General features: G+C 63.8%; 23 protein-coding genes. 11 read left to right on the forward strand and 12 right to left on the reverse strand.

What is annotated here, in order from left to right; genetic code table 11:
• Positions 1 to 45: 45 nt before the first annotated feature.
• Complete coding sequence (locus P9236_RS00735; protein ID WP_278072694.1) at positions 46 to 978, reverse strand: alpha/beta hydrolase; 933 nt, start codon at positions 976 to 978, stop codon at positions 46 to 48.
• 195 nt (positions 979 to 1,173) lie between these two features.
• Here P9236_RS00735 and P9236_RS00740 point away from each other — a divergent pair, with 195 nt between their 5' ends.
• On the forward strand, positions 1,174 to 2,184 hold the full coding sequence (locus P9236_RS00740; protein WP_278072695.1) for a ribonuclease: 1,011 nt from the start codon (positions 1,174 to 1,176) through the stop codon (positions 2,182 to 2,184).
• Positions 2,185 to 2,214: 30 nt separating this feature from the next.
• Here P9236_RS00740 and P9236_RS00745 read toward each other — a convergent pair whose 3' ends face one another.
• The gene (locus tag P9236_RS00745) at positions 2,215 to 3,492 is read right to left on the reverse strand and encodes a GGDEF domain-containing protein (protein WP_278072696.1); all 1,278 of its coding nucleotides are present in this window, start codon (positions 3,490 to 3,492) and stop codon (positions 2,215 to 2,217) included.
• Positions 3,493 to 3,754: 262 nt separating this feature from the next.
• On the opposite strand from P9236_RS00745, the gene ettA reads away from it, so the two are divergent.
• The 3 genes from ettA (at position 3,755) to P9236_RS00760 (ending at position 7,461) form a co-directional block, all read left to right on the forward strand.
• Positions 3,755 to 5,404: an energy-dependent translational throttle protein EttA gene (gene ettA / locus P9236_RS00750; RefSeq protein ID WP_278072697.1), complete on the forward strand. Its 1,650-nt coding sequence runs from the start codon at positions 3,755 to 3,757 to the stop codon at positions 5,402 to 5,404.
• 38 nt (positions 5,405 to 5,442) lie between these two features.
• Complete coding sequence (gene tam / locus P9236_RS00755; RefSeq protein ID WP_278072698.1) at positions 5,443 to 6,210, forward strand: trans-aconitate 2-methyltransferase; 768 nt, start codon at positions 5,443 to 5,445, stop codon at positions 6,208 to 6,210.
• A 129-nt stretch (positions 6,211 to 6,339) separates the two neighbouring features.
• Positions 6,340 to 7,461 (forward strand): beta-ketoacyl-ACP synthase III, encoded by a 1,122-nt coding sequence (locus P9236_RS00760; RefSeq protein WP_278072699.1) that lies wholly within the window; start codon positions 6,340 to 6,342, stop codon positions 7,459 to 7,461.
• A gap of 8 nt (positions 7,462 to 7,469) precedes the next feature.
• Here the strand turns inward: P9236_RS00760 and P9236_RS00765 are convergent, their stop codons facing one another.
• The 3 genes from P9236_RS00765 to P9236_RS00775 form a co-directional block, all read right to left on the reverse strand.
• Complete coding sequence (locus P9236_RS00765; RefSeq protein WP_278072700.1) at positions 7,470 to 8,036, reverse strand: isoprenylcysteine carboxylmethyltransferase family protein; 567 nt, start codon at positions 8,034 to 8,036, stop codon at positions 7,470 to 7,472.
• A 111-nt stretch (positions 8,037 to 8,147) separates the two neighbouring features.
• On the reverse strand, positions 8,148 to 8,546 hold the full coding sequence (locus P9236_RS00770; protein WP_278073049.1) for a glyoxalase/bleomycin resistance/extradiol dioxygenase family protein: 399 nt from the start codon (positions 8,544 to 8,546) through the stop codon (positions 8,148 to 8,150).
• A 29-nt stretch (positions 8,547 to 8,575) separates the two neighbouring features.
• Positions 8,576 to 8,995, reverse strand: coding sequence for a hypothetical protein (locus P9236_RS00775; protein ID WP_278072701.1), 420 nt, complete (start codon positions 8,993 to 8,995; stop codon positions 8,576 to 8,578).
• 123 nt (positions 8,996 to 9,118) lie between these two features.
• On the opposite strand from P9236_RS00775, the gene P9236_RS00780 reads away from it, so the two are divergent.
• On the forward strand, positions 9,119 to 9,787 hold the full coding sequence (locus P9236_RS00780) for a TetR/AcrR family transcriptional regulator (protein ID WP_278072702.1): 669 nt from the start codon (positions 9,119 to 9,121) through the stop codon (positions 9,785 to 9,787).
• Complete coding sequence (locus P9236_RS00785) at positions 9,762 to 10,379, forward strand: MOSC domain-containing protein (RefSeq protein WP_278072703.1); 618 nt, start codon at positions 9,762 to 9,764, stop codon at positions 10,377 to 10,379. The genes P9236_RS00780 and P9236_RS00785 overlap by 26 nt, the downstream gene beginning before the upstream one ends.
• A 99-nt stretch (positions 10,380 to 10,478) precedes the next feature.
• Here the strand turns inward: P9236_RS00785 and P9236_RS00790 are convergent, their stop codons facing one another.
• From P9236_RS00790 to tsaA, 3 genes are all read right to left on the reverse strand, one after another.
• A complete protein-coding gene (locus P9236_RS00790; protein ID WP_278072704.1) occupies positions 10,479 to 11,435 on the reverse strand; it encodes an aminotransferase class IV in 957 nt (318 codons plus the stop codon).
• A 105-nt stretch (positions 11,436 to 11,540) separates the two neighbouring features.
• Positions 11,541 to 11,855 (reverse strand): DUF2293 domain-containing protein, encoded by a 315-nt coding sequence (locus P9236_RS00795; RefSeq protein ID WP_278072705.1) that lies wholly within the window; start codon positions 11,853 to 11,855, stop codon positions 11,541 to 11,543.
• On the reverse strand, positions 11,852 to 12,358 hold the full coding sequence (tsaA, locus tag P9236_RS00800; protein WP_278072706.1) for a tRNA (N6-threonylcarbamoyladenosine(37)-N6)-methyltransferase TrmO: 507 nt from the start codon (positions 12,356 to 12,358) through the stop codon (positions 11,852 to 11,854). The genes P9236_RS00795 and tsaA overlap by 4 nt, the downstream gene beginning before the upstream one ends.
• Before the next feature lie 136 nt (positions 12,359 to 12,494).
• Between tsaA and P9236_RS00805 the strand changes: the two genes are divergently transcribed.
• Together P9236_RS00805 and metF are read left to right on the forward strand one after the other, a co-directional pair.
• Positions 12,495 to 13,502 carry a metalloregulator ArsR/SmtB family transcription factor gene (locus P9236_RS00805; protein ID WP_278072707.1) on the forward strand — a complete coding sequence of 336 codons (1,008 nt, stop codon included), beginning with the start codon at positions 12,495 to 12,497 and terminating at the stop codon, positions 13,500 to 13,502.
• Complete coding sequence (metF, locus tag P9236_RS00810; protein ID WP_278072708.1) at positions 13,502 to 14,419, forward strand: methylenetetrahydrofolate reductase [NAD(P)H]; 918 nt, start codon at positions 13,502 to 13,504, stop codon at positions 14,417 to 14,419. Before P9236_RS00805 ends, metF begins: the two co-directional genes overlap by 1 nt.
• Before the next feature lie 361 nt (positions 14,420 to 14,780).
• Here metF and P9236_RS00815 read toward each other — a convergent pair whose 3' ends face one another.
• On the reverse strand, positions 14,781 to 15,701 hold the full coding sequence (locus tag P9236_RS00815; RefSeq protein WP_278072709.1) for a DMT family transporter: 921 nt from the start codon (positions 15,699 to 15,701) through the stop codon (positions 14,781 to 14,783).
• A gap of 213 nt (positions 15,702 to 15,914) precedes the next feature.
• Here P9236_RS00815 and P9236_RS00820 point away from each other — a divergent pair, with 213 nt between their 5' ends.
• Complete coding sequence (locus P9236_RS00820) at positions 15,915 to 17,135, forward strand: alanine racemase (RefSeq protein WP_278072710.1); 1,221 nt, start codon at positions 15,915 to 15,917, stop codon at positions 17,133 to 17,135.
• Here P9236_RS00820 and P9236_RS00825 read toward each other — a convergent pair.
• Entirely contained in the window at positions 17,132 to 17,863 is a 732-nt protein-coding gene (locus P9236_RS00825; protein WP_278072711.1) for an SDR family oxidoreductase, read from the reverse strand. The genes P9236_RS00820 and P9236_RS00825 overlap by 4 nt on opposite strands.
• 118 nt (positions 17,864 to 17,981) lie before the next feature.
• On the opposite strand from P9236_RS00825, the gene P9236_RS00830 reads away from it, so the two are divergent.
• On the forward strand, positions 17,982 to 18,878 hold the full coding sequence (locus P9236_RS00830) for a LysR family transcriptional regulator (protein WP_278072712.1): 897 nt from the start codon (positions 17,982 to 17,984) through the stop codon (positions 18,876 to 18,878).
• 17 nt (positions 18,879 to 18,895) lie between these two features.
• Here P9236_RS00830 and P9236_RS00835 read toward each other — a convergent pair whose 3' ends face one another.
• On the reverse strand, positions 18,896 to 20,074 hold the full coding sequence (locus tag P9236_RS00835) for a lytic murein transglycosylase (protein ID WP_278072713.1): 1,179 nt from the start codon (positions 20,072 to 20,074) through the stop codon (positions 18,896 to 18,898).
• Between the two features lie 181 nt (positions 20,075 to 20,255).
• Entirely contained in the window at positions 20,256 to 21,047 is a 792-nt protein-coding gene (locus tag P9236_RS00840; RefSeq protein ID WP_278072714.1) for a GH25 family lysozyme, read from the reverse strand.
• A 283-nt stretch (positions 21,048 to 21,330) separates the two neighbouring features.
• Here P9236_RS00840 and P9236_RS00845 point away from each other — a divergent pair, with 283 nt between their 5' ends.
• Positions 21,331 to 22,719 carry a serine hydrolase gene (locus P9236_RS00845; RefSeq protein WP_278072715.1) on the forward strand — a complete coding sequence of 463 codons (1,389 nt, stop codon included), beginning with the start codon at positions 21,331 to 21,333 and terminating at the stop codon, positions 22,717 to 22,719.
• Position 22,720 lies beyond the last annotated feature (1 nt).

Genomic DNA, 22,720 nt, shown 5'->3' on the forward strand with positions numbered 1-22,720 from the left:
ATAGCCGCTGCCGCTGTCACGGCCCATACACTGGGCCAATTGCCGCTAGGATTTCAGCACGCGATCTGCCCAGGCGGCGAAATCGTTCATGACGATGTCGCGGTTCACCTCGTTCAGGCTTTCGTGACGCGTCTCCGCGTAAACCTTTGAAACCAGATTCGAAAAGCCCATTCGGTCCATGCGCCGGGCGAGGTGGCTAACCGCCTTGCCGTGCTCCGAGGCGGGATCCTTCTCGCCGCCGACCAGGTTGACGGGAAGGTCGCGCCGCACGCCGGCAAAGCTGGAATCCTTGCCGGCGTAAAGCGCCATCTCGACCACATCGCGCCACATCGAGATGGAGGCATCCCAGCCGCAGAGCGGATCGGCGATGTATTTGTCGATCTCGACCGGATCGCGCGACAGCCAGTCGAACAAGGTCCGATGGTTGGGCACGGCCTTGCCCCAGGCCTGGAAGGTCAGCTTGGGCAGAAGGCGCGACGGCACGTCTGATCCCAGCCGCAACCGTTCCCATCCGAGAATGCCCAGCGCCAGCTGGCCGAGCAGACCTTGCGAAAAATTGCCGTTCCAGATCGCGGCGGCATGGACGCGCCGCGAGTGGCGGAGCACGAAGTTCAGCGCGATCGAGGCACCGAGCGAATGGCCGAAGACGATAACCGGCAGCTCCGGATGCTCGGCGGCGATCAGATCGTGGACCGCGCCGACGTCGGCAATCACCTTGGCGATACCGTCGGCATCGCCGAACCTGCCGAGCGGCGCGTCGGGCGCCTTGGTCGCGCCATGACCGCGATGGTCATGGGCGTAAACATGAAAGCCGCGTTCGGCGAGGAAATCGGCAAAGCGGGCGTAACGCGCCGCATGCTCGGCCAGGCCGTGATTGATCTGGATGACGGTGCGCGGAGATGTCCGCGCTTGTCTCACATAGAGGTTGAGGTCGGCCCCGGTCGGTGAGGCCAGCCTGGTCTGCTTGTCGAATGGCATGTCTCGCTCCCTTCGCGACTGATGGGCGAGGGTTTCGACGGCGTCAAGAGAGCGCGATCCTTTCGACCGGATCGGACGCGCCCATCGCTCTCCTGGGGATTATTTTCGCGCGGCGAAAAAGATCGTAATTCTGACACTTCGCCTGTTCTAGTGTGACGAATTCAATACGGTTCAATGATCGCCGGGAGAGCGGGAATGCGGGCTTGGGCATTGTGGGGTTCGGTCGTTCTGGCTCTGGTTGGCGCCGGCGAAGCGCGGGCCGATGTGAAGATGAGCGGCACCTTCGTGGCCGACAGCGCCTGTCCTGCGACGCAAGCCATCAAGAGCGGCAAGAATCCCGGCGACGTGTCCACTCAAACAGGACAGAGCTACCAGCTTCTGGCCGGCAACAAGGACGAACCCACCCACTACCTCATCCAGGTTCCGGGCGCCGATCCGGAACGGCGTTGGGTGAAGATCAACTGCGGCCATGTCACCGGCGGCAGCGCCGCGGCCGCACCGGCACCCGCCGGCCAGGCCAAGCCGTCGCAGCCCGCCTCCGGCAAGCCTGAATATGTCTTCGCGCTGAGCTGGCAGCCCGCCTTCTGCGAGACCAAGGGCAGCAAGCCCGAATGCAAGGCACAGAATCCCAGCGAGTTCGATGCTTCCCACTTCACCCTGCATGGGCTGTGGCCGCAGCCGAACGGCAATTTCTATTGCCAAGTGTCGGCCGGCGACAAAGCCAACGACAACCCCGCGCATTGGGGAGACCTGCCGCCCGTCAATCTCGATGCCAGCACGCGCGCCGAACTCGACCAGGTTATGCCGGGCACGGCTTCCAAGCTCGAACGCCATGAGTGGATCAAGCACGGCACCTGCTACGGCAAAAGCCAGCAGGACTATTTCTCCGACGCGCTCAATCTGATGCGCGCGGTGAATGCCTCGCCGGTGCGCGACCTCTTCACCAAGAACATCGGCAAGCAGTTGACGTCGCAACAGATCCGAGACGCCTTCGACAAGGCCTTCGGCGCCGGCGCCGGCGACCGGGTGCGCGTTTCCTGCCTGGTCGATCCGTCCGGCGGCCGGCGGCTGATCGGCGAGCTGACGCTCGGCCTCTCCGGCCCGATCGGTCCCGAGAGCAAGCTCGCCGACCTGCTCATGGCCTCGGCGCCGACGGGCAAGGCCGGTTGCCCAAAGGGCACGGTCGACGCGATCGGGTTTCAGTAAGAGCCCGGCAGCCGGGTTTGGCTGCCGAAGTCAGGCGGTCTTCGGAGCTGCCTGTCGGCTGTTGGCGTCGCTGCCCGGCTCGCCGACCACCCTGTCGCGGCCGCTCGACTTGGCCTTGTAGAGGCGCTGGTCGGCCAATGCGAAAATGTCGGCCAGGCAGCGCGTCGTCTCGCCGACCGTCGAGACGCCGGCGCTGACGGTTATGTTGAAACGGCTGGTATGGCCTGAGGTCTTGACTGCGTTCCTGATGCTTTCGCCGAGCAGCTTTGCCAGCGAATGCGGCCGAGGGCACAGGATCGCGAACTCCTCGCCACCGATCCTGAACACCTGGTCCTCGCTTCCGACAGTCTCGATCAGCAGGGCGGTTATCGATTTCAGCACCTTGTCGCCCTCGGCATGGCCGAACCGGTCGTTGATCGATTTGAAATGGTCGACATCGACGATCAGCAGGCTGAGCGGCTTGGCGGTCCGGATGCACGCCGCGACAGCCGCCTCGCCGTCGGCATCGAAGCTGCCGCGATGCAGCAGTCCTGTCAGGCCGTCGCGGCCGACATGCTTGACCAGCGCCTCGTAGCGTTCGCGATAGGTGAGGGTGTCGAAAATGTCGGAGAGGCCGCGCGGCAGGGTAATCTCGTGGTCTTCCACCCACTTGAGGTAGGCGACAAGCATGCCGCTGTAGACGAGTGCCGCCGCCATCTTGGCGAACCAGCCGCCGAAGAAGACCTCGATCGGCGCACCGGCGACGAAATGCAGCGCGGTGAAGAAGCCGGCCTGGTCGAATGTCAGCACGCAGGCGACCGAAGCCAGGATGCGTGCAAAAGGCTTGTGGCGCAGATAGGCGCCGAGCTTTTCGTAGAGCAGGATGATCAAAATGGCGTCGAGGAAGAGCAGCGAGGTGCCCCACGCCATCAGCCAGCCCATCTCGTCGATGAAGCCGATATCCGGCATCTTGCCGTCGGGAAGCGGCGAGATCGCGTGCAAACGCAGGACGAGCACGAGAGCGATCATCAGCGCATTGCCGAGCAGCAGGCCGTAGATGGGCTGGCGCACGGTCGCCGCGTCCTCCTTCATGTAGAGCAGGAGCAGCATCACCAATTTGCCGGAGAACATCACGGCGGAGCCTGGCGAGACCATGCCGAAGGGCAGCGCGACATAGAAGGTGCTGGCGAGGTAGGTTTCGAGGAAATGCATGACGCCGAGCGCGCAGATGAACACGCCGAGCCCGATGCGGCGCCGGAAGCGGAAGAGCGTCACCATGGCGCCGAAGTACAGGACCGCTTCGGCAAGCAGCAAGGAACCGTTCAGCACGTCGTCGACCCGATCTCTCCCGAAAATCGCGGCCTTGCCGCAATTTCCCAACCTTCTTTGTTCTGAAGGGGAATGGTTAACCGCTGCTTTCACCGGCTCGGGCCGTGCAAGGATTTGATCGACTGCGCATGGCTGCCTCCAGCCCGGCGAAAGCCTCAGGAAGGTCCGGCGTGCCGAAAGCGATTGCCGTTCGGCGCTGCATCGCCTACATAGCGCGCAACCCCCATCCAATGTGACACCTCAGTTTCCAGGGAAAGCGCGCGTGGCTCGCCAGTTCATCTATCACATGTCCGGCCTGTCGAAGGCCTACGGCACCAAGAAGGTGCTCGACAACATCCACCTGTCCTTCTACCCGGACGCCAAGATCGGCATTCTCGGCCCCAACGGTTCGGGTAAGTCGACGATCCTGCGCATCATGGCCGGGCTCGACAAGGAGTATCAGGGCGAGGCGTGGCTGGCCGAGGGAGCGACCGTGGGCTACCTCGCGCAGGAGCCGCAGCTCGACGCCAGCAAGACCGTGCGTGAAAACGTCATGGACGGCGTCGCCAGGAAGACCGCCATCATCGAGCGCTACAACGAGCTGATGATGAACTATTCCGACGAGACGGCCGACGAGTCGGCGAAGCTGCAGGACGAGATGGATCGCCTCAACCTTTGGGATCTCGAGCAGCAGGTCGAGATGGCGATGGATGCGCTGCAGTGTCCGCCGGCCGATTCCGAGGTGACCAACCTGTCGGGCGGCGAGCGCCGCCGCGTGGCGCTGTGCCGCCTCCTGCTCGAACAGCCCGACCTTCTGCTGCTCGACGAGCCGACCAACCATCTCGACGCCGAGACCACGCAATGGCTGGAAAAGCACCTGCGCGATTATCCGGGCTCGGTGCTGATCATCACCCACGACCGCTACTTCCTCGACAATGTCACCGGCTGGATCCTCGAGCTCGACCGCGGCCGCGGCATTCCCTACGAGGGCAACTACACCAAGTATCTCGACGCCAAGGCCAAGCGCCTGATCCAGGAGGGCCGCGAGGACGACGCCCGCCAGAAGGCGATCTGGCGCGAGCGCGAATGGATCCAGTCCTCGCCGAAGGCGCGCCAGACCAAGTCCAAGGCGCGTATCAAGGCCTATGAGGAGCTGGTCGAGCAGTCGCAGAGCCGCAAGCCCACCGACACGCAGATCGTCATTCCGTCGAGCGAACGCCTCGGCAATGTCGTCATCGAGGTCGAGGGCCTCAACAAGGGTTTTGGCGACGAGCTTCTGATCGAGGACCTGTCGTTCAAACTGCCGCCGGGCGGCATCGTCGGTGTCATCGGCCCGAACGGCGCCGGCAAGACGACGCTGTTCAAGATGATCACCGGCCAGGAAAAACCGGATGCGGGCTCGATCCGCATCGGCGAGACCGTGAGGCTCGGCTATGTCGACCAGAGCCGCGACGCGCTCGACGCGAACAAGACGGTGTGGGAAGAGATCTCCGGCGGCGCCGAGGTCATCAAGCTCGGCAAGCACGAGGTCAACAGCCGCGCCTACTGTTCGTCCTTCAACTTCCGCGGCGGCGACCAGCAGCAGAAGGTCGGCAACCTCTCGGGCGGCCAGCGCAACCGCGTGCATCTGGCCAAGATGTTGAAGGGCGGCGGCAATGTGCTGCTGCTCGACGAACCGACCAACGACCTCGACACCGAGACGCTGAGCGCGCTGGAAGACGCGCTCGAAGCCTATGCCGGCTGCGCCGTCATCATCAGCCACGACCGCATGTTCCTCGACCGCATGGCGACCCACATGCTCGCCTTCGAGGGCGATGCGCATGTCGAATGGTTCGAAGGCAACTTCGAGGAATATGAGAAGGACAAGCTTCGCCGCCTGGGCGCGGAAGCGGCAACCCCGCACCGCATGACGCACAAGCGGCTGACAAGGTAGGACAGTCCACGGGCGGCGAACAAATACGAGGTTCTGAAATGGCTGACTGGTCCGCCGCCCAATATCTGAAGTTCGAGGATGAGCGCACGCGGCCCGCGCGGGACTTGGCGGCTCAAGTTCCCGTCGACTTTCCGCGCCGCGTCGTCGATATCGGCTGCGGTCCGGGCAACTCTACCGAGCTTCTAGTCGAGCGCTGGCCGGATGCCGAAGTCCGCGGCTTCGACACTTCGCCGGACATGATCGAGAAGGCGCGGGCGCGGCTGCCCAACGTCAATTTCGAACTTGCGGATGCTTCCATCTGGCAGCCGGAGAAGCCGGTCGACGTGATCTTCGCCAATGCGGTCTTCCAGTGGCTGCCGGGGCATCCGGCGGTGTTCCAGCGGCTGATGGGACTGCTCGCGCCCGGCGGCGCCCTCGCCATCCAGATGCCCGACAATCTCGGCGAACCCTCGCATCAGCTGATGCGCGACACGGCGGCCGAGATGCCGTTCTCGGCGAAGCTGAAGGGCGCCGCGCGCGCGCCGCTGCCGCCGGTTTCCTTCTACTACGATCTCCTGTCGCCGCTCGCGGATCGGGTTGATATCTGGCACACGATCTACAACCACCCGCTGGCCGATGCTGAAGCAATCGTGGAGTGGGTCAAGTCAACGGGGCTGAAGCCCTTCCTCGATCCGCTCGACGCGGACGAGAAGAAGACTTTCCTCGAAAGCTATACCGCCAAGATCGCAAGGGCCTATCCGAAGATGGCGAACGGCAAGGTGCTGCTGCGCTTCCCGCGCATCTTCATCATCGCCAAGCGCGCCTGAGCGCGTCCGGTCAACTCATCGCGATAGCCGCGCGCAGCAGAGATTTAAGCTGGCATAAACCGGCCAAATGCGACAAGGGTGGCCCGCCCCGCTTCGGCACCAACAGGCTGCGCCTCGGACGGATTGGACATGCATCGCGTCATCATCAGCGGCATCGGCGCCGAAATCCCCGAGCCCGTCATCACCAATGAAGAGCTGGTCGGAAGCTTCAACAGCTGGGTCGATACCGAAAATGCCCGTCGTGTCGTCACCGGTGAGACGCTGCTGCAGAAGTCGGACAGCGATTTCATTGTCCATGCATCGGGCGTGCAGACCCGCCATGTGATCGAGCGCGAAGGCATCCTCGATCCCGCCCGCATGGCGCCACGGATTCCGGCGCGGCCGGATGACGCGCTGTCGCTCCAGGCGGAGTTCGGCATCGCATCCGCCAAGAAAGCGATCGCTCATGCCGGCGTGAAAGCGTCGGATATCGATCTGGTGATCTGCTCGGCCTCGCATCACCAGCGGCCTTATCCGGCGATCGCCATCGAGATGCAGGAGGCGCTGGGCACCAAGGGCGCCGGCTTCGACATGGGGCTGGGCTGCTCTTCCGCCGCGGCGGCGCTGCACATCGCGGTCAACCTGGTCAGGGCAGGGGCGCACAAGCGCATCCTGGTGTCGACGCCGGAAATCATCACCGGTCATCTCAATTTCCGCGACCGGCAGACGCATTTCATCTTCGGCGACGCCTCCGTCGCGATGATCGTCGAAGGGCTCAACCAAGGCGAGAAGCGGCCGGGGCGCTTCGAGGTGCTCGACACGCGCACCTGGACGCAGATGTCGAACAACATCCGCACCAATCTCGGCTACCACACCCGCACTGCACAGGACGATCCCTACCAGATCAAGCTCGAAGGCAATCTGATCAAGCAGGTCGGCAACAAGGTGTTCAAGGAAGTCACCGTCGCGGGCCATAAATTCATCGTCGAGTTCCTGGCCGAGCATGGCCTGACGCCGCAAGGCATCCGCCGCTTCTGGCTGCATCAGGCCAATGCGCGCATGAACGCGATGATCCTGAAGCTCGCCTTCGGCCACGATGTCGACCATGACCGCGCGCCGATGGTGCTGGAGCGGCTCGGCAACACGGCTGGCGCCGGAGCGATCGTGGCGCTGTCGGAGAATCACGCCGACATGAAGGCCGGCGATTTCGGCCTGCTCTGCGCCTTCGGCGCCGGCTATTCGATCGGTGGCGCGCTGCTCAGGATGCTCTGAAAACCACGTCAGGCGGGCGCGAAGGGCACCAGCATCGGCACGCGCCTGGCATAGTCGTCATAGGCGGGGCCGAGTTCGCCGCGCAGGAAGCTCTCTTCCAGTCGCGCCTTGACGACGATGCCGACAAGCAGAAGGCCGGCGCCGGCGATGCCCCAGACCGTGCCCTTCGCGGCCATGGTGGCCAGGATCGACAGCAGCAGGCCGGTGTAGATCGGGTGGCGGACCAGCCGATAGGGACCGGTCTCGACCACGCGATGATCGGCCTTGGCGGTGATGGTGCCGGACCACAGCCTGCCGAGATGCAGGCGCGCCCACCAGGCGAAGGCGATGCCGATGGCGATCAGGGCGACACAGATCCACGCCTCGGCAAGCGTCGGCGTCCACAGCCGCAGCCTGCCGGCATAGCCGTGCGCCGGCAGGAACAGCAGGATGGTGCCGGCGAGCCACAGTACCCGATATTGCGCCTCAGCCCTGAAGCCTGCGCGCTTTTGCGCGGGGTCGGCCCAGAAGGAGGCCAAAGCCCAGGATACGATCCAAGCCAGCCACAAGGCAGCGATTGCGGGTCCGGGATGCATGATCAACCTTTCGTCTTGGCGCCGCCATGAAAGCGACGCCGCGGGGCGAAAGATAGTGGCGGCCAGTAAGAACGTCATGATCGCAAGGCGAGCGGCGGACAGACGCCGCTCCTATTCGCTCGAACAGCTAAACATCCACTGTACGCCAAAGGCATCGACGAGCATCCCGAAGCTCGTCCCCCAATATCGACGCGCCAGAGGCACGGTGATCCCGCCGCCCTCGGCCATGTTACCGAACAGCGCCCGCATCGTGATGAGGTCGTCGAACTCCAACATCAGCGCCGAGCCTTTCATGGGCTCGGCGTCGTCATTGTCGGATGCGTGAAAAAGGATGCCCGGCCCCTCGAACCGGGCATGCAGCACTTTCCCTCGCATGGCCTCGGTTCGCACGGGCATATTGTTTTCACCCCAGCGCAGCAGGACTGTTCCCCGGCCGAGGCCGCACCGTTCGTAGAAGGCGAGAGCCTCCTCGCAGTTGGTCGTGAAGAACAGCGAGGGAGAAAACCGCATCCCTTGCCCCTGCTTCTGAACCGTGGTCGTCATGCGGCGGCCATCGCCGCCGCGACCAGGGCCTCGCCTGAATATTGCCGGCCGCCGATACCCCAGCCGCCGTCGGGTGCATTGAGAATGTTGATCCAGGTGTTTTCGGGCCTGTGACCCGGCTCACAAAGGTCGCCGACGATTTTGGCGGCGGCGGTGATGAATGCCTCGCGTGCCTCAACGGAAGCCAGGCCGATGTTCGGCAGTTTCAGCTCCACCATGACGACAGGCCGGTTGGCACCGCCCGCATGAATGCGATGATTAGGCAGGACATGGACCGTTCCGCCGACGATTGCAGCGAAAAATGAATTCCCGGTGGCTCCGGAGGCCTCAATGAGCGCGGCGCTCAGGCGGGGCACGATTTCGCGCTCTCCAGCTGCTGTCAGCACGCCTTCGGGCGCGGTCACGGTGATCGGCACGATGGGTTTCCCTTGCTTGCTGCGGATGGCCCCGACGGCACTAGTGCTTTGCGCTTGTCAGGTTACGTATTGATTGATACGTTACTTCAAATCGGCAAGTCAATAGGTTTCGTATCGATCACTATGGAAAATTTCGAGAAGTCACGCGGCGGCAGGCCGCGCGCATTCGACCCGGAGGTTGCGCTCGACGCCGCGATGCATTTGTTCTGGGAGCATGGCTATGAAGCGACCTCGCTTGCCATGCTGCGCGAGGCCATGGGCCTGACGCCGCCGCAGATCTACAACGCCTTCACCGACAAGGAGACGCTGTTCCGTCGGGCGCTGGCGCGCTACCACGAAAGGGAGATCGGGTTTGCGCTCGACGCGCTTAGCGCGCCGGTGCCGGTCAAGGAGGCGATCCGTTTGCTGCTGATGGGCGCGGCAGAGGCCTACACCCGGCCGGGCAAGCCCGGCGGCTGTCTTTTCATCAGCGGTGCGCTGGCGACCTCGCCGCAGGCGCAAGCCATCGCGGACGAGCTCAAGACATATCGCAAGGCGACCGAAGCGGCGATCTCGGCTCGACTGGCCAAGGGCCAAGAGGCCGGCGAATTGCCGGCGAATCTGTCCGTCGAGCGATTGGCCAAATACCTGACCGGTGTCATGCACGGAATGTCGATCCAGGCGCGCGACGGCGCTTCGGCGGAAGACCTCAGGGCTTTGGCCGAGATCGCTCTTGCCGCCTGGGCAGCCGAAGTGCGAAAAGCGGCCGACTCAAATGGCGGAACCGATGCCGGACCTGTTCTCCACGATTGAAACACCCGTCGAGATCGTGCCGGGCCGCAAGCTCGCGGCGATGGCCGCGGCGCTTTACACGGCGCCTTCCGATCATTTCGAGACAAGACGGGTGGAGCAATTGCGGCTCGGCTTCGACGGCATCGAGGGCGATTTCCATGCCGGCGCGACGCGGCGTTCGGGCGGGCGCGAGCCTTGGTATCCGCGTGGCACCGAGATGCGCAACGAGCGGCAGTTGTCTCTGGTCGCCGCCGACGAGCTGGCCATTGTCGCCGAGCGCATGGGCATCGCGGAGATCAAGCCGGAGTGGATCGGCGCCAACCTGCTGATCGAAGGCGTGCCGCATCTTTCCATGTTGCCGGCGGGATCGCTGCTGTTTTTCAAGAGCGGCGTGACCGTAAAGGTCGACTCCCAGAACGGGCCCTGCCGCTTCTCCGGTCGCTCGGTGGCCGAGCATGCCGGCATGACTGACCCCGAGGCTGGGGCATTGCTGTTTCCGAAAGCAGCCAAGCGCCTGCGCGGTCTCGTCGCCTGGGTCGAGAAGCCGGGCATCATCAGGACAGGCGAGGAGATATCGGTGCGGGTGCCGGAGCAGTGGATCTATCGCGCCTAAAGCGCATCGCGCTGAAACGGATTCAGGCGACGTGCTTCAAGTCTTTGTTTTGATGCATGCCGTTCTCCCAAAACCGCTGCGCACTTTGGGCGACATGCATTAGTAGCGCACCGGGCTCGACCAGGCCGGATCGTCGTGCTTGTTCCAATAGAGTGCCATCAGACGCTCAGTGATCACGCCGACCTTGCCGCCGGCGACAGGCGCGCCGTCGATCGTCGTGACGGGCATGATGCCGCCGGCAGTCGAGGTGATGAAGACTTCGTCGGCTGTCTTGAGCGCGGCCACGCTGACATCCGCCGCCACCGCGGAGAGTCCCGCCTCGGCGCACAACTCAAACACGGTGCGGCGCGTGATGCCGGGCAGAACGCCGATGGCGGGCGTCGACAGTTTGCCCGCCTTGACGCAGAACACGTTAAAGCCCGGACCTTCGGCGACGTTGCCGTTGAAGTCGAGGATCAGCGCGGTGTCGGCACGGCGGTCATAGGCGTCGTAGAGCCCACGCACCAGATCCAGCCAATGGTAGTTCTTGATCGAGGGATCGATCGAGGTAGGTGGAATACGGACCTTGTCGCTGATCGCGACATGCAAGCCGCGACGCAGCTGCTCGGCATTGGCGACGGAGCCGAAGGGGACGGCAAAAGCCATGAACCGGTTGACCGCCTGACGCGGATCGCGACTGAAGGTCGGCGATACGCCGCGCGTACACAGCATCTCGACATAGGCTGCTCGATGGCCGGACAGCGCAACGCAGTTGTGAAGGATTTCGGCGACGCCGTCGCGGTCGAACGGGATCGCCATGCGGAGCTTTTCCAACCCGCCGAAGAAACGCTCGAGATGCAGATCGAGACGGAAAAAGTGACCATCCCAAACATGGACCGTGTCGTAGGTGGCGTCGGAGTGCAGAAAGCCCCAGTCGAGCACCGAGACCTTGGCCTGCGACATCGGCAGGTATTGTCCATCGAGGTAAGCTACCCCGTCAGGATAGGCGTGCGGGTCGACGTGACGATCTGAAAGAATGGGCAGCGGCGCGGCGGGCTTGGAGGCGGCCTGGCTCATTTCATTCCTCGTTCGTCGTTACGGGAGGGCAGGCTAGCGTCTGGCCCCGAATGAAGTAGAGCCAGGCCGCCGGCGCTGCTTGGCCGATCAGGTGGCTACGCGGCCTCACTCGCCCTCGTCCTCCTCTTCCAACAAGCGCGTTGCGCGCCAGCGGGTGAGCACCTCATTGGTCTGCTCGATGACAAAGAAGCGCGCCGAGTCCCGATCATAGCCTTCGGCCAGCAGCTTCTCGTAGTCGGTATGGGCGTGGCGCACATGGGCGATGGTTGCCAGCCAGACCGCGATCGTCGGCGGCAAGGTCTTCATATGCACGGCGCCGGCATCGGCGCGGATCTTTTCCATGTCGGCATAGGGGGCGAGCGGCAACAGCGCGGTCAGCGCCTTGGCAATGGCGCGGCGGCGGCCGGTCGGCGCGCTCATTTCTCGTCGCGCCCGGCAATGGCCGCTTCCGGGAAGGCGTCGATCGAAGCATAGTAGGGCTTGACGTCGATGGCCGGCGTGCCATCGAGCACGTCGATGGCATCGATCTCGATCCGGCCTTCCTCGATATCGAGCGCGACGAGCTTCGCGACATGCAGTCCGACGGGGTTTGGCCGGGCAGGGGAGCGCAGCGAGAAAACGCCTTTCGGTTCAGCGGCATGGCGCGGTTTCTGCACAATCAGATTCCGCGGCGCATGATCGAGCCAGGACAGGATGACGATGTGGCTGGCGCGGTCGAGATTCTGCAGCCCCGGACGATAGCGCTCGTCGATCAGGATGGCTGCCGTCCGTCCGGTGTCGCGGGCGGCGCGCATGTTCTTCGGACAGTCCTCACGGCTCGTCCAGGGCGAGACTATGCGGCCGATGAAGACGACATGGCCGTCGGGCGGCATATCCGCCGGATCGGTTTCAAGGAGCTTCTCACCCTCGCGTGTCTCGAACATCGCCTTCGTCCGCTCAATCGTTTGCGGCGCGCGGATCACGGCTGCGCCATTTTCTTGTCCGGAAGCGACATAGTGCTTGCCAGAGTTTCAAATTCGACATAAACATATCTTTATATCTTTCAGCGAGAACTCGTTCATGCATGTTACGCTCGACACGATGGTAGATACATTGAAGGCGGCAGCAGAATCCAGCCGCCTGCGCATCTTGGTGCTGCTGTCGCGTGGGGATCTCACAGTCTCCGACCTCACTGAAATCCTCGGCCAGTCGCAGCCGCGCGTCTCGCGACATCTGAAGCTCCTGCTCGACGCGGGGCTGATCGGCCGCTACCAGGAAGGGTCCTGGGCCTTCTTCAGGCTGTCGGACACGGACAGCTCGCGCGATTTCGTGCAGCGTCTGGTTTCTGGCGTGCGCGAGGCCGATGCGCAGGTGGTGCGCGATCTGGAGCGGCTGACCGCGGTCAAGCGCAAGCGGCAGGACCGGGCCGCCGAGTATTTTTCCGTGAACGCCGCGAGCTGGGACCGCATTCGCTCGCTGCACGTGCCCGATCGCGCGGTGGAAGCCGCATTGCTCAAGCTCGTCGGCAAACGCCCGTTCCAGTCGATGCTCGACCTCGGTACCGGTACGGGCAGGCTGCTGGAAATCTTCGCGCCGCTTTACAGGCGCGGCGTCGGCATCGACATGTCGCGCGAGATGCTGACGGTGGCGCGCGCCAATCTCGACAGAGCGGGGGTCGCCAATGCGCAGGTACGCCAGGGCGACATCTTTTCGCCGCCCGTCGAGCGCAACGCCTTCGATCTCGTCACCATCCACCAGGTGTTGCACTATCTCGACGATCCGGCACGGGCCATCGGCGAGGCGGCGAGGCTGCTGCGTCCGGCGGGCAGGTTGGTCATCGTCGACTTCGCGCCCCACAATCTGGAGTTCCTGCGCGACCAGCACGCCCATATGCGGCTCGGCTTCTCGGACCGGCAGATCGCCGACTGGTTCGAGGAGGCAGGGCTCGATCTCGAGGACAGCCAGGAATTCGAGCCGCGCGGCCAGGCCGAGGCAAAACTCACCGTCAAGCTCTGGCTCGGCCGCGATCGCCGGCTGCTGATCGCCGACCCGTCCAATGATGCGCTACCAGCAAGGGAAACAGCCTGATGAACCAATTCCGCTTTTCCCGCCGCCCCGACATTGGCGACAAGGTCCGGGTCTCGTTCGAGTTCTTCCCGCCGAAGACGGACGAGATGGAGGCAAGGTTGTGGGACACTGTCACCCGGCTGGAGCCGCTCAAGCCGAGATTCGTCTCGGTGACCTACGGCGCCGGCGGCTCGACGCGGGAGCGCACGGCGCGGACGGTGAAGCGCATCCTCAACGAGACGACGCTGACGCCGGCGGCGCATATGACCTGTGTCGATGCGGCCCGCCATCAGGTCGACGCCGTCATCCGGGAATTCGCCGGCTTCGGCGTGACCCGTTTCGTCGCCCTGCGCGGCGACCCGGCGGCGGGCGTGGGAACCGCGTACCGCCCGCATCCCGATGGCTATGCGAACGGCGCCGAACTGGTCGGAGCGCTGAAGAGCGTCGGCGATTTCGACATCTCGGTTTCGGCCTATCCGGAAAAGCATCCGGAAAGCCCGGATTTCGCCACCGACATCGACATGCTGAAGCGCAAGGTCGACAATGGAGCGACGCGGGCGATCACCCAGTTCTTCTTCGACAACGATCTCTACGAGCGCTATGTCGAACGGGCGCGCCGCGCTGGCATCTATATTCCGATCGTGCCCGGCATCCTGCCGGTGCATAATTTCACGCAGGTCGCCAATTTCTCCTCGCGCTGCGGCGCGCTGGTGCCGACCTGGCTGGCCGAGCGCTTCGAGGGACTGGAGAACGATGCGCAGACGCATGCGCTGGTGGCGTCAGCCGTGGCGGCCGAGCAGGTGCACGATCTCGTCGAACGCGGCGTCGGCGATTTTCACTTCTACACGATGAACCGCGCAGATCTGGTCTTTGCCGTCTGCCACATGATCGGCATCCGCTCGCATGAATCGGAGGCGGCTGGGTCAGCCGCAGCCTGAATGGAAAAGGCCGGGTGGAACCCCGGCCTTTTCGAATTGATTTGGACTATTTGCGGTGCTGGTCTTCCCGGCTTCGGCGGGTCAGGGAAGAACGCCTATGATAAGGGCGCCGATGAATGCAAACGCAGCACAGATCATCAATGCGTTGATTGGCCTCGTCAGTCCCATGTCATAGCCTCCTCTTAAGAGCTATGGCCGGAATCTAGAGTCATTTGGGTCACAGGCAAGCGGAAAATATGCTGCATTGCGACGTGATTGTGGAATTTGCGACCGCCGATTTGTCGTTAGCCGTTGAAACTCTTCGGCAAAAATCGATCCAAAAGTTGTGAAAAAATTATGGCGAAGCCGTGGCATGGCACCGCTACCATCGGCCGAACAGGCGGCCATCGATGGTGATTAGGCCGAGTCCGATCAGTGCCATGCCGCCGATCTCGAAGGCCGCCAACCTCTCGCCAAGGAACAGGAATCCAAGCAGCACGGCGCTGACCGGCACGATCAAAGTGACCAGCGAGGCGTTGGTGGCGCCGGCCGAGGCGACGAGGTTGAAATAGAGGATGTAGGCAAAGGCGGTCGAAAGCAGCGCCAGTCCCAGCACCGCGGCCCAGACCGGCGGCGAGGCCGAAAACAGTTCGGCCGGACCGTAGGCAACGAGCACGACGGGGATCATGATGATGGTCGACGCGGTCAGCTGCCCGGTGGCGATGACCGGCGAGGGGACGCCCTTGAAGCGGCGCGCGATCATCAGGGCGACCGCGTAGGACAAAGAGGCGCCGATCAGCGCGAACTTCGCCCAGACCGGCCCGCCGAGGCCGGCAATCAAGCCCGGGCCGATCATCACCGCCGTCCCCGCAACGCCAAGCGCGATGCCGGCCAGCTTGTTCCATGACAGCTTTTCGTCCGTGGTGAGCGCATTGGCCAGAATCAGCGTCCAGAACGGTGTCGTGGCGTTGAGCACGGAGGCAACGCCGGCGCCGAGCTCGGTCTGGCCGGCGAAGATCAGCGAGAAGGGAACGACGTTGTTGGTCAGCGCCAGCAGGAAGAACAGGCCGCCATAGGGAAAGGCGAAGCGCAAAGACGGACCGCGAACCGCCAGATAGAGCTGAAGCGCCGCCGCGGCGATCGCGACGCGAAACAGCACCAGCGCCAGCGGATGGATCTCGGACACGGCGATGCGGGCAAAGAAGAACGAGCCGCCCCAGATCGCGCCGAGCAAAAGCAGCTGAGCCCAGTCCTTGAGCGTCATCGGTCCGCGCGTCGCCGCGGCGCCAGCCGTAATCGTCATCTCGTCAACCCTCCCAGGCCGGTCGCAAATCTCAGTCCGGCCGGACAGCTCCAACCGATAGACGGTCTGGCGGCAAGGGCCACCCGAAACCTGACCAATGGTTTAGCGTGGCTCAAAGTGTGCGGCCGGCCGCGCGTGAAGGCGAGACACAGAACTGTTTTCTTTGGCGGCTAGCTAGGATTAATTGTGCGCGGCCAGATCAAGGATTCGTCCATGCAGCGATTCGAAAATGCCCGCGAGGCGGCGCTGGCGCTTCGCCCGGACGATCCGGTCTACTGCTTCCGCCCGCAAGTGCTGAAGGCCGATGCCTTGCAGTTCATGGGAATGTTTCCCGGCAAGACCGCCTATGCGGTGAAGACCAATGGCGAGCAGATCGTGCTGAGGACGCTGGTCGAGGCCGGCGTCAGCGCCTTCGACGTCGCCTCGCCCGGCGAGTTCGCCGCCGTGCGCGCCGTCTCGCCGAATGCCGAGATGCTCTACATGCATCCGGTCAAGGCGCAGTCGGACATCAAGCTGGCGCTGGAGAAATATGGCATCAGGGTGATTTCGCTCGACCATGAGGACGAGATCACCAAGCTGACGCGCGTGGTGCGCGCGCTCGATATCGACCCCGGCGCGCTCACCGTGTTCGTGCGCATCCAGACCAAGGGGCACGCCGCCTATGAGCTGTCGAAGAAGTTCGGTGCCGGGCCTGCCAATGCGGTCGAGCTTGCCGAGCGGCTCAACCGCACCGGCTACAACGTCGGCCTTTGCTTTCATGTCGGCAGTCAGATCGAGGATCCCGACACTTATGAGCGGGCGCTGGCCTCGGCCGACTGGGTGCGCAACCGGCTGACCTTCGACATTGCCGGGCTCGACGTCGGCGGCGGCTTTCCCGCCGAATACGGCCACGACCCCAACCGCAGGCACATCGAGATGCCGTCGCTCGGCCAGCTGATGTCGCGGCTGGCCGGCGACCTCAAGGAATATCAGTTCGACGAGATGCCGCTGGTCGCCGAGCCCGGCCGCGTGATCGTGGCGCGCTGCCTGTCGCTGATCGTGCGCGTGCTCTTGCGCAAGGGCAAAAGGCTCTACATCAATGACGGCATCTGGGCGTCGCTCTCCGATTCATGGACCGGCAAGATCACGCTGCCGGCGCGCTTCATCCCCGACCCCGCGATCCGCACGCGCAACGGCAGCGAGAAGACCATCGTGCCGTTCAAGGTCTGCGGCGCGACCTGCGATTCCGTCGACATCCTGTCCAGGCCGTTCTGGCTGCCGGAAACGGTCGACACCGGCGACTGGATCGAGATCGGCCATATCGGCGCCTATTCGCTGTCGCTGAGGACCCGCTTCAACGGCTTCTTTCCCGATACGTTTGTGGAAGTGACGACACCTTTCGACGAAGGCGATGCGCCGCAGGGGTTTGCGAGCCTGGAGACGATGGCGAATTAGGCAACTCCGCCGCTGGCCTGGATGTTCTCGCCGGTAAGCCAGCGGGCTGCGTCGCTGGCCAGGAAGACTGCAACATCGGCAACATCGCGTGGCGCGCCTATCCGGCCGAACGGCGACATGCCGGCGGCCACCGCGCGATCGCGCTGCGGCAGCAGGTCGGTGTCGGTGAAGCCCGGCGACAGCGCATTCACGGTGACGCCGCGCGGCCCTAGCTCGCGCGAGAGCACGCGAACGAACTGTTCGACCGCACCTTTGCTGCCGAGATAGAGCGCCGTCTGTGTGAAGAACATCTTGGTGCCGCCGGTCGAGACGGCGATGATGCGACCGCCGTCGCGAACACGCTTGGCCGCTTCCTGAAGCGTGAAGAACGTGCCCTTGGCGTTGGTGCCGAAGACGAGGTCGAAATCGACCTCGGTAGCTTCGGCGAGCGGCTTGATGACGGCGACACCGACGTTGGCAACGACAATGTCGATGGCGCCCATTTGGTCCTCGGTTTCGTCGAATAGCCTGCGGATATCGGCTGGAATGGAAATATCGGCCTGAATTGCCGCCGCTTTGCCGCCGTTGGCCGAAATGGCGGCCACCACGTCATCGGCGGCTTTCCTGTTGCCGACATAGTTGACGACGACCGAAGCGCCTTTGGCGGCGAGGCCCTCGGCAATGGCACGGCCGATGCCGCGTGAACTGCCGGTAATGATTGCGGTTTTGCCCTGCAGCGATTGAGACATGGTCGATTTCCTTCAGCTCTTCACGGCTGCGCCGATGTGAACGGTTGAGAAATAGCGACATGCAATTGATCGGATAATTACCTATTATCTGACTGCCTTGTTAATCTAGGAACACATAATGCGCGGGTCCGAATTCACCGAGCTCAAAGCGTTCGCGGCCATCGTGGAAGAGGGCAGTTTCGTACGTGCGGCCGCGCGGTTGCGGGTATCGCCGCCGGCGCTCAGCCAATCGATCCGACTGTTGGAGGCGCGGATCGGCGTGAGATTGCTCAACCGCACGACGCGCAGTGTCTCGCCGACCGTGGCTGGCGAGACACTGTTCGCGCGCCTTGGTGTTGCGTTCGGAGAGCTGGATGACGCTATCGCCGAGGTGCAGGCCGCGCGTGACAGTCCGGCCGGTTCGCTGCGCATCAATGCTCCGCGCATCGCCGCGATGCGCTTCATCGCGCCGATCCTTGGCGATTTCCAGCGCGCCTATCCCGACGTCGCGCTGACAGTCATCGTCGATGACCTGTTGAGCGACATTGTCGAGGGTCGTTTCGACGCCGGAATCCGCCTTGGCGAGCGGCTGGAAAAAGACATGGTCGCGGTGAAGCTGAGCGACGATCTGCAAATGGCAGCCGTGGCTGCTCCTGCTTATCTGGAGGGCCGCGCAATCCCACGTCATCCACAGGACCTGCACCGGCACCGCTGCATCAACTTCCAATGGCCCGGCGGCGGCAACATCTACCGATGGGAGTTTTCGCGAGGCAAGCGATCGCTGGAAATCGCGGTCGAGGGAAGTCTTACCGTCAATGATACGGAGCTGATGCTCAAGGCGGCACTGGATGGGGCCGGTGTGGCCTATATGATGGATTATCAGGTCCAGCCATGGATCGAGAGGGGCAGGCTGGTCCGCTTTCTCGAAACCTGGTCGCCCCGCTTTCCGGGTTTCTATCTATACCATCCGAGCCGCCGCCTCGTGCCGCCGGCGTTGCGTGCATTCATCGATTTCGTTCGGTCGAGGCGAGGTTAGCGGAATCGCCCCGCCATTCACAATTTCGCCAGCAGCTCCGGCGTCGGCCAGCCGTCCACCGGAAGGCCGAGCCGCATCTGCTCCTTGCGGATCGCTTCGCGCGTGTTGGTTCCCAGAATGCCGTCGACGGTGCCGACATCGTAGCCCTTGGCTTCGAGCTTGGTCTGCAGCGCCTTCATCTGGTCGCCGTTGAGGCCGGGCTCCGGCGTGCGGGGGTCGAATTGCGGCGCGCCGGCAAACCGCGTCGCGAGCACCGCCGCGGTGAGCGCGTAGGTGAAGGACTGGTTCCACTCCAGATAGACGTCGAAATTGTCGTAGGTCAGGAAGGCAGGCCCCTTGCGGCCCATCGGCAAGGCCAGTCCGGCCTTCAAGCCGTTATCGACCAGCGGCGTGCCGTCCGGATTGGTGACGCCCCACGCGGCCCACTGTGACAACGGCAGCTTGTTGGTGCGGCCGGTCTGGTCCCACGGCATCTCGTCCGGAACGCGCACCTCCTCGACCCAGGGCTGGTCGCGCTTCCAGCCGCGCGACACGATCTTGTCGGCCGTGGTCATGATGACGTCCGGCGCGCTGGTCCTGAGATCGACCTTGCCGTCACCGTCGCCGTCGACACCGCGGGCGAGATAGTCGGTGGGCAGGATCTGCGTCTGGCCGATCTCGCCGGCCCAGGCGCCCTTGACGTCGGCCGGCAGCACGCCGCGGTCGATCAAGGTCAATAGCGGTATCAACTGCGGCCGGAAGAGCTGAGGCCGGCGGCAATCGTGCGAGAGCGTGACCAGCGCATCGAGCGTATGGAAATCGCCCTGAACGGCGCCGAAATCGGTCTCAAGTCCCCAGAAAGCGGTGATGACGGCCGGCTGGACGCCGAACTCTGTTTCGGCGCGCGCGAAGACGTCGGCATATTTCTTCAGGTTGGCCGCGCCCTGCTTCAGGCGGTAGCCGGAGATCATGCGGTTCGAGAATTCGGTGAAGGTCTGGGTGAACACACCTTGAGCGCGGTCGCGCGCCAGCACCTTCTGGTCGATCGTGGCGTCTTCCAGCGCATCCAGGCCAACGTCGCCGACGCCGGCCGCCTTGGCTTCGGCCGCGACGCCCTGTTTCCAGGTGTCGAAATCGCCGCCGCATTCCTGCGCCGCCACAGGCCAGGCCAGAGCGCCGAGAACCAGCGCCGCCAAGATATCAACGCGCAATCGCATCGCTTCCCTTTCGAGACCGCCGCATGACCGCCAGCACCCGGCCGGGTCTGAATAGGATCACGCGTAGATTTCAAAGCCCAGGAGCGCCATTCGGCACCCTGGCGGGGTGCGCCGGTGCGCATCACCAGCGGTTGCACCTATCGCCGCCCGCCGTGTCGAAAAGCAGGCACGGGGGCCGATGTCAACGGGTGTTCTGCCGCAGCCACTTGTTCCAGGCGGCTTCCGAGCCGTTGAAAACGTTGATGTCGGACTTGCCAGTCATGCCAGGCACGATGCCGGTGCCGGTGTACTGCCAGAAGGTGAAGGGGTGGCTGCCATACTTCTGGCGCGGATGGCCGGCGACCGAGCGCAGCCAGTAGGGATAACCGCGGAACGTCGCCAATTCATTGTCGTCGAAGAAGTCGAGCGAGGTGTAGATGATCGGCTTCTTGCCGTAATGGTGCTCGACGATCTCGAGAAAGGTGGTCATCTCGGCGCGCACGGTCGCGGGATCTGGGCGCAGCCTGCAGGTCGGCGACTTCGGGTTCCATTCCATGTCGAGCACCGGCGGCATTGCCGACGCATCTCTTGGAACGTTGGCGATGAACCATCTCGCCTGGGTGGCGGCCGGCGTGCAGAAATAGAAGAAATGATAGGCCGCGCGCGGGATTCCGGCGGCCTTGGTGCGTGCCCAGTGTTCGTTGAAATAGTCATCGAACCGGTCGCCGCCCTCGGTCGCCTTGATGAAGGCGAAGGAAATACCGTTGGCCTTGGCCGTCGGCCAGTCGACCGAGGTCTGGTATTTGGAGACGTCGGTGCCGTGTATGGCATAGTTCCATGGCGCGCCGCTGTCCCATTCATGCGGCTTGGAATCTTCGAAGCGCGGCGCGCGCACCGCGACTGCCTGCGACGACGGTGACAGCGGCGAAAGATCGTCGACGGTCGAGCAGGCGCCCAACAGCGTAAGCATCAGGATGGCCGCAAGACGGCGCATGGTATCCCCCGAGCCGGGATCAGCCGGCCGCTGATGGGGTCCTTCACTGATGGTGGTCGCTTGCGCGGGCCCCCTCCGGACGATCACCCCACAGGACCGCCCTTCTTTCATGCATGTCGGTGTCCCAAAGCAGCTTGGCGCTTTCGGGCATCATCCCTCCGTGATCGCCGAACATGGTTGATAATCCATTGACGGCGCTCGATATCGGTCGTGATTTTGCGGAAGCAATGGCGGCAAATCGATGACATAAAAGCGAGCCGGAAATCCAAGGGGCGGGAAAAAGATGCGGACTGTCGTGAAATTCATCAAGTGGCTGCTGGGCCTCGTAGTGCTGGCGATGGTCGCGCTCTTCGCCTGGCTTTATCTTGCGCCGCCCGAATTGATCCGCGTCGGCTCCGGCTATTCGGCCAAGATCGTCTGCTCGAACGTGTTCATCGCCGGCCGCGACCCGAATGAAGTGCTGGCGGTCGACGTTCAGGCGCCGGGCCATCCGCTGCTTCGCCTGATGAAGGTTTCGGTCGACAAGGAAAGAGGGCTGGTTTCGGCTGGTCTGTTCCGGGTGCTGGGCAAGAGCGTCGCCGTCGAGCGCGACGGAGTCGGCTGCGCGTCGGTTCCCGACGGCGACACCGGCAAGGCAAGGCAGGCCGTCCTGCATGTGGCGCCGGCCGCTCCGACGACGCAGCCAGATACGCTCTGGCCCGATGGCGATCGTGTGGATGCGTCACAAAATCCAGAGGCTTCAAAGATCATCGACGATGTCGCCATGGCCGGGACCGGCATGCGTGCGGTCGTGGTGGTGAAAAACGGCCGTATCGTCGCGGAACGCTATGGCGACGGCTTTTCGGCCAAGACGCCGCTGCTCGGATGGTCGATGACCAAGACGGTGAATGCGGCGATCGTCGGCACGCTGGTGAAGAACGGCAAGATGGCGCTCGACAACAAGGGCCTGTTCGCGCCGTGGAAGGCCGACGGGCGGGCGGCGATCAGCCTCGCCGACATGATGGCGATGTCGAGCGGGTTGGAGTTCAACGAGGACTATGGCGACGTCGCCGACGTGACGCGCATGCTCTATCTCGAGCCGGACATGGCGGGCTTCGCGGACGGCAAACCGCTCAGCGGCGAGGTCGGCAAGGTGTTTTCCTATTCGAGCGGCACGGCGGTCATGCTGTCGCGCCTCTGGCAGGACGCGATCGGCGACAAGGCGAAGGCACTGGCATGGCCGCGGACCGCGCTGTTCGAGCCGCTCGGCATGCACAGCGCCGTGCTCGAGACCGACGAGCAGGGCACTTTCGTCGGCTCGTCCTATCTCTACGCCACGGCGCATGACTGGGCGCGCTTCGGCCAGTTCCTGCTGCAGGGCGGCGTCTGGAACGGCGCACAGATTCTGCCGGCTGGCTTCGTCGATTGGATGCGGCAACCCGCGCCGGCATCGAAAGTCTACGGCAAGGGCCAGGTCTGGATCGAGGGTCCGGGCGACGAGGGTAGTCCCGGCGCTGGCGCCGCGGCCGGCCTGCCCAAAGACACCTATTGGATGGAAGGCCATGACGGCCAGACAGTGGCCATCATCCCATCGGAGCAATTGGTGGTGGTGCGTCTTGGGCTGACGCCGGCCAAGCTCGGCTACCGGCCGCAGACGATGGTGGCCGCATTGGTGAAAGCCCTGCATCAGTGAC

This window comes from Mesorhizobium sp. WSM4884 (assembly GCF_029625675.1).
GTDB lineage: Bacteria > Pseudomonadota > Alphaproteobacteria > Rhizobiales > Rhizobiaceae > Mesorhizobium.

What these genes read in the sequence shown, in the direction of transcription:
- P9236_RS00820 (WP_278072710.1), top strand. Translation starts at nt 15,915, where the DNA reads ATGCAGCGATTCGAAAATGCCCGCGAGGCGGCGCTGGCGCTTCGCCCG.
- P9236_RS00835 (WP_278072713.1), bottom strand. Translation starts at nt 20,074, where the DNA reads ATGCGATTGCGCGTTGATATCTTGGCGGCGCTGGTTCTCGGCGCTCTG.
- P9236_RS00765 (WP_278072700.1), bottom strand. Translation starts at nt 8,036, where the DNA reads ATGCATCCCGGACCCGCAATCGCTGCCTTGTGGCTGGCTTGGATCGTA.
- P9236_RS00815 (WP_278072709.1), bottom strand. Translation starts at nt 15,701, where the DNA reads ATGACGATTACGGCTGGCGCCGCGGCGACGCGCGGACCGATGACGCTC.
- P9236_RS00825 (WP_278072711.1), bottom strand. Translation starts at nt 17,863, where the DNA reads ATGTCTCAATCGCTGCAGGGCAAAACCGCAATCATTACCGGCAGTTCA.
- metF (WP_278072708.1), top strand. Translation starts at nt 13,502, where the DNA reads ATGAACCAATTCCGCTTTTCCCGCCGCCCCGACATTGGCGACAAGGTC.
- P9236_RS00790 (WP_278072704.1), bottom strand. Translation starts at nt 11,435, where the DNA reads ATGAGCCAGGCCGCCTCCAAGCCCGCCGCGCCGCTGCCCATTCTTTCA.
- tam (WP_278072698.1), top strand. Translation starts at nt 5,443, where the DNA reads ATGGCTGACTGGTCCGCCGCCCAATATCTGAAGTTCGAGGATGAGCGC.
- tsaA (WP_278072706.1), bottom strand. Translation starts at nt 12,358, where the DNA reads ATGTTCGAGACACGCGAGGGTGAGAAGCTCCTTGAAACCGATCCGGCG.
- P9236_RS00770 (WP_278073049.1), bottom strand. Translation starts at nt 8,546, where the DNA reads ATGCGGTTTTCTCCCTCGCTGTTCTTCACGACCAACTGCGAGGAGGCT.
- P9236_RS00760 (WP_278072699.1), top strand. Translation starts at nt 6,340, where the DNA reads ATGCATCGCGTCATCATCAGCGGCATCGGCGCCGAAATCCCCGAGCCC.
- P9236_RS00805 (WP_278072707.1), top strand. Translation starts at nt 12,495, where the DNA reads ATGCATGTTACGCTCGACACGATGGTAGATACATTGAAGGCGGCAGCA.
- P9236_RS00840 (WP_278072714.1), bottom strand. Translation starts at nt 21,047, where the DNA reads ATGCGCCGTCTTGCGGCCATCCTGATGCTTACGCTGTTGGGCGCCTGC.
- P9236_RS00795 (WP_278072705.1), bottom strand. Translation starts at nt 11,855, where the DNA reads ATGAGCGCGCCGACCGGCCGCCGCCGCGCCATTGCCAAGGCGCTGACC.
- P9236_RS00780 (WP_278072702.1), top strand. Translation starts at nt 9,119, where the DNA reads ATGGAAAATTTCGAGAAGTCACGCGGCGGCAGGCCGCGCGCATTCGAC.
- P9236_RS00845 (WP_278072715.1), top strand. Translation starts at nt 21,331, where the DNA reads ATGCGGACTGTCGTGAAATTCATCAAGTGGCTGCTGGGCCTCGTAGTG.
- P9236_RS00740 (WP_278072695.1), top strand. Translation starts at nt 1,174, where the DNA reads ATGCGGGCTTGGGCATTGTGGGGTTCGGTCGTTCTGGCTCTGGTTGGC.
- P9236_RS00785 (WP_278072703.1), top strand. Translation starts at nt 9,762, where the DNA reads ATGCCGGACCTGTTCTCCACGATTGAAACACCCGTCGAGATCGTGCCG.
- P9236_RS00830 (WP_278072712.1), top strand. Translation starts at nt 17,982, where the DNA reads ATGCGCGGGTCCGAATTCACCGAGCTCAAAGCGTTCGCGGCCATCGTG.
- P9236_RS00735 (WP_278072694.1), bottom strand. Translation starts at nt 978, where the DNA reads ATGCCATTCGACAAGCAGACCAGGCTGGCCTCACCGACCGGGGCCGAC.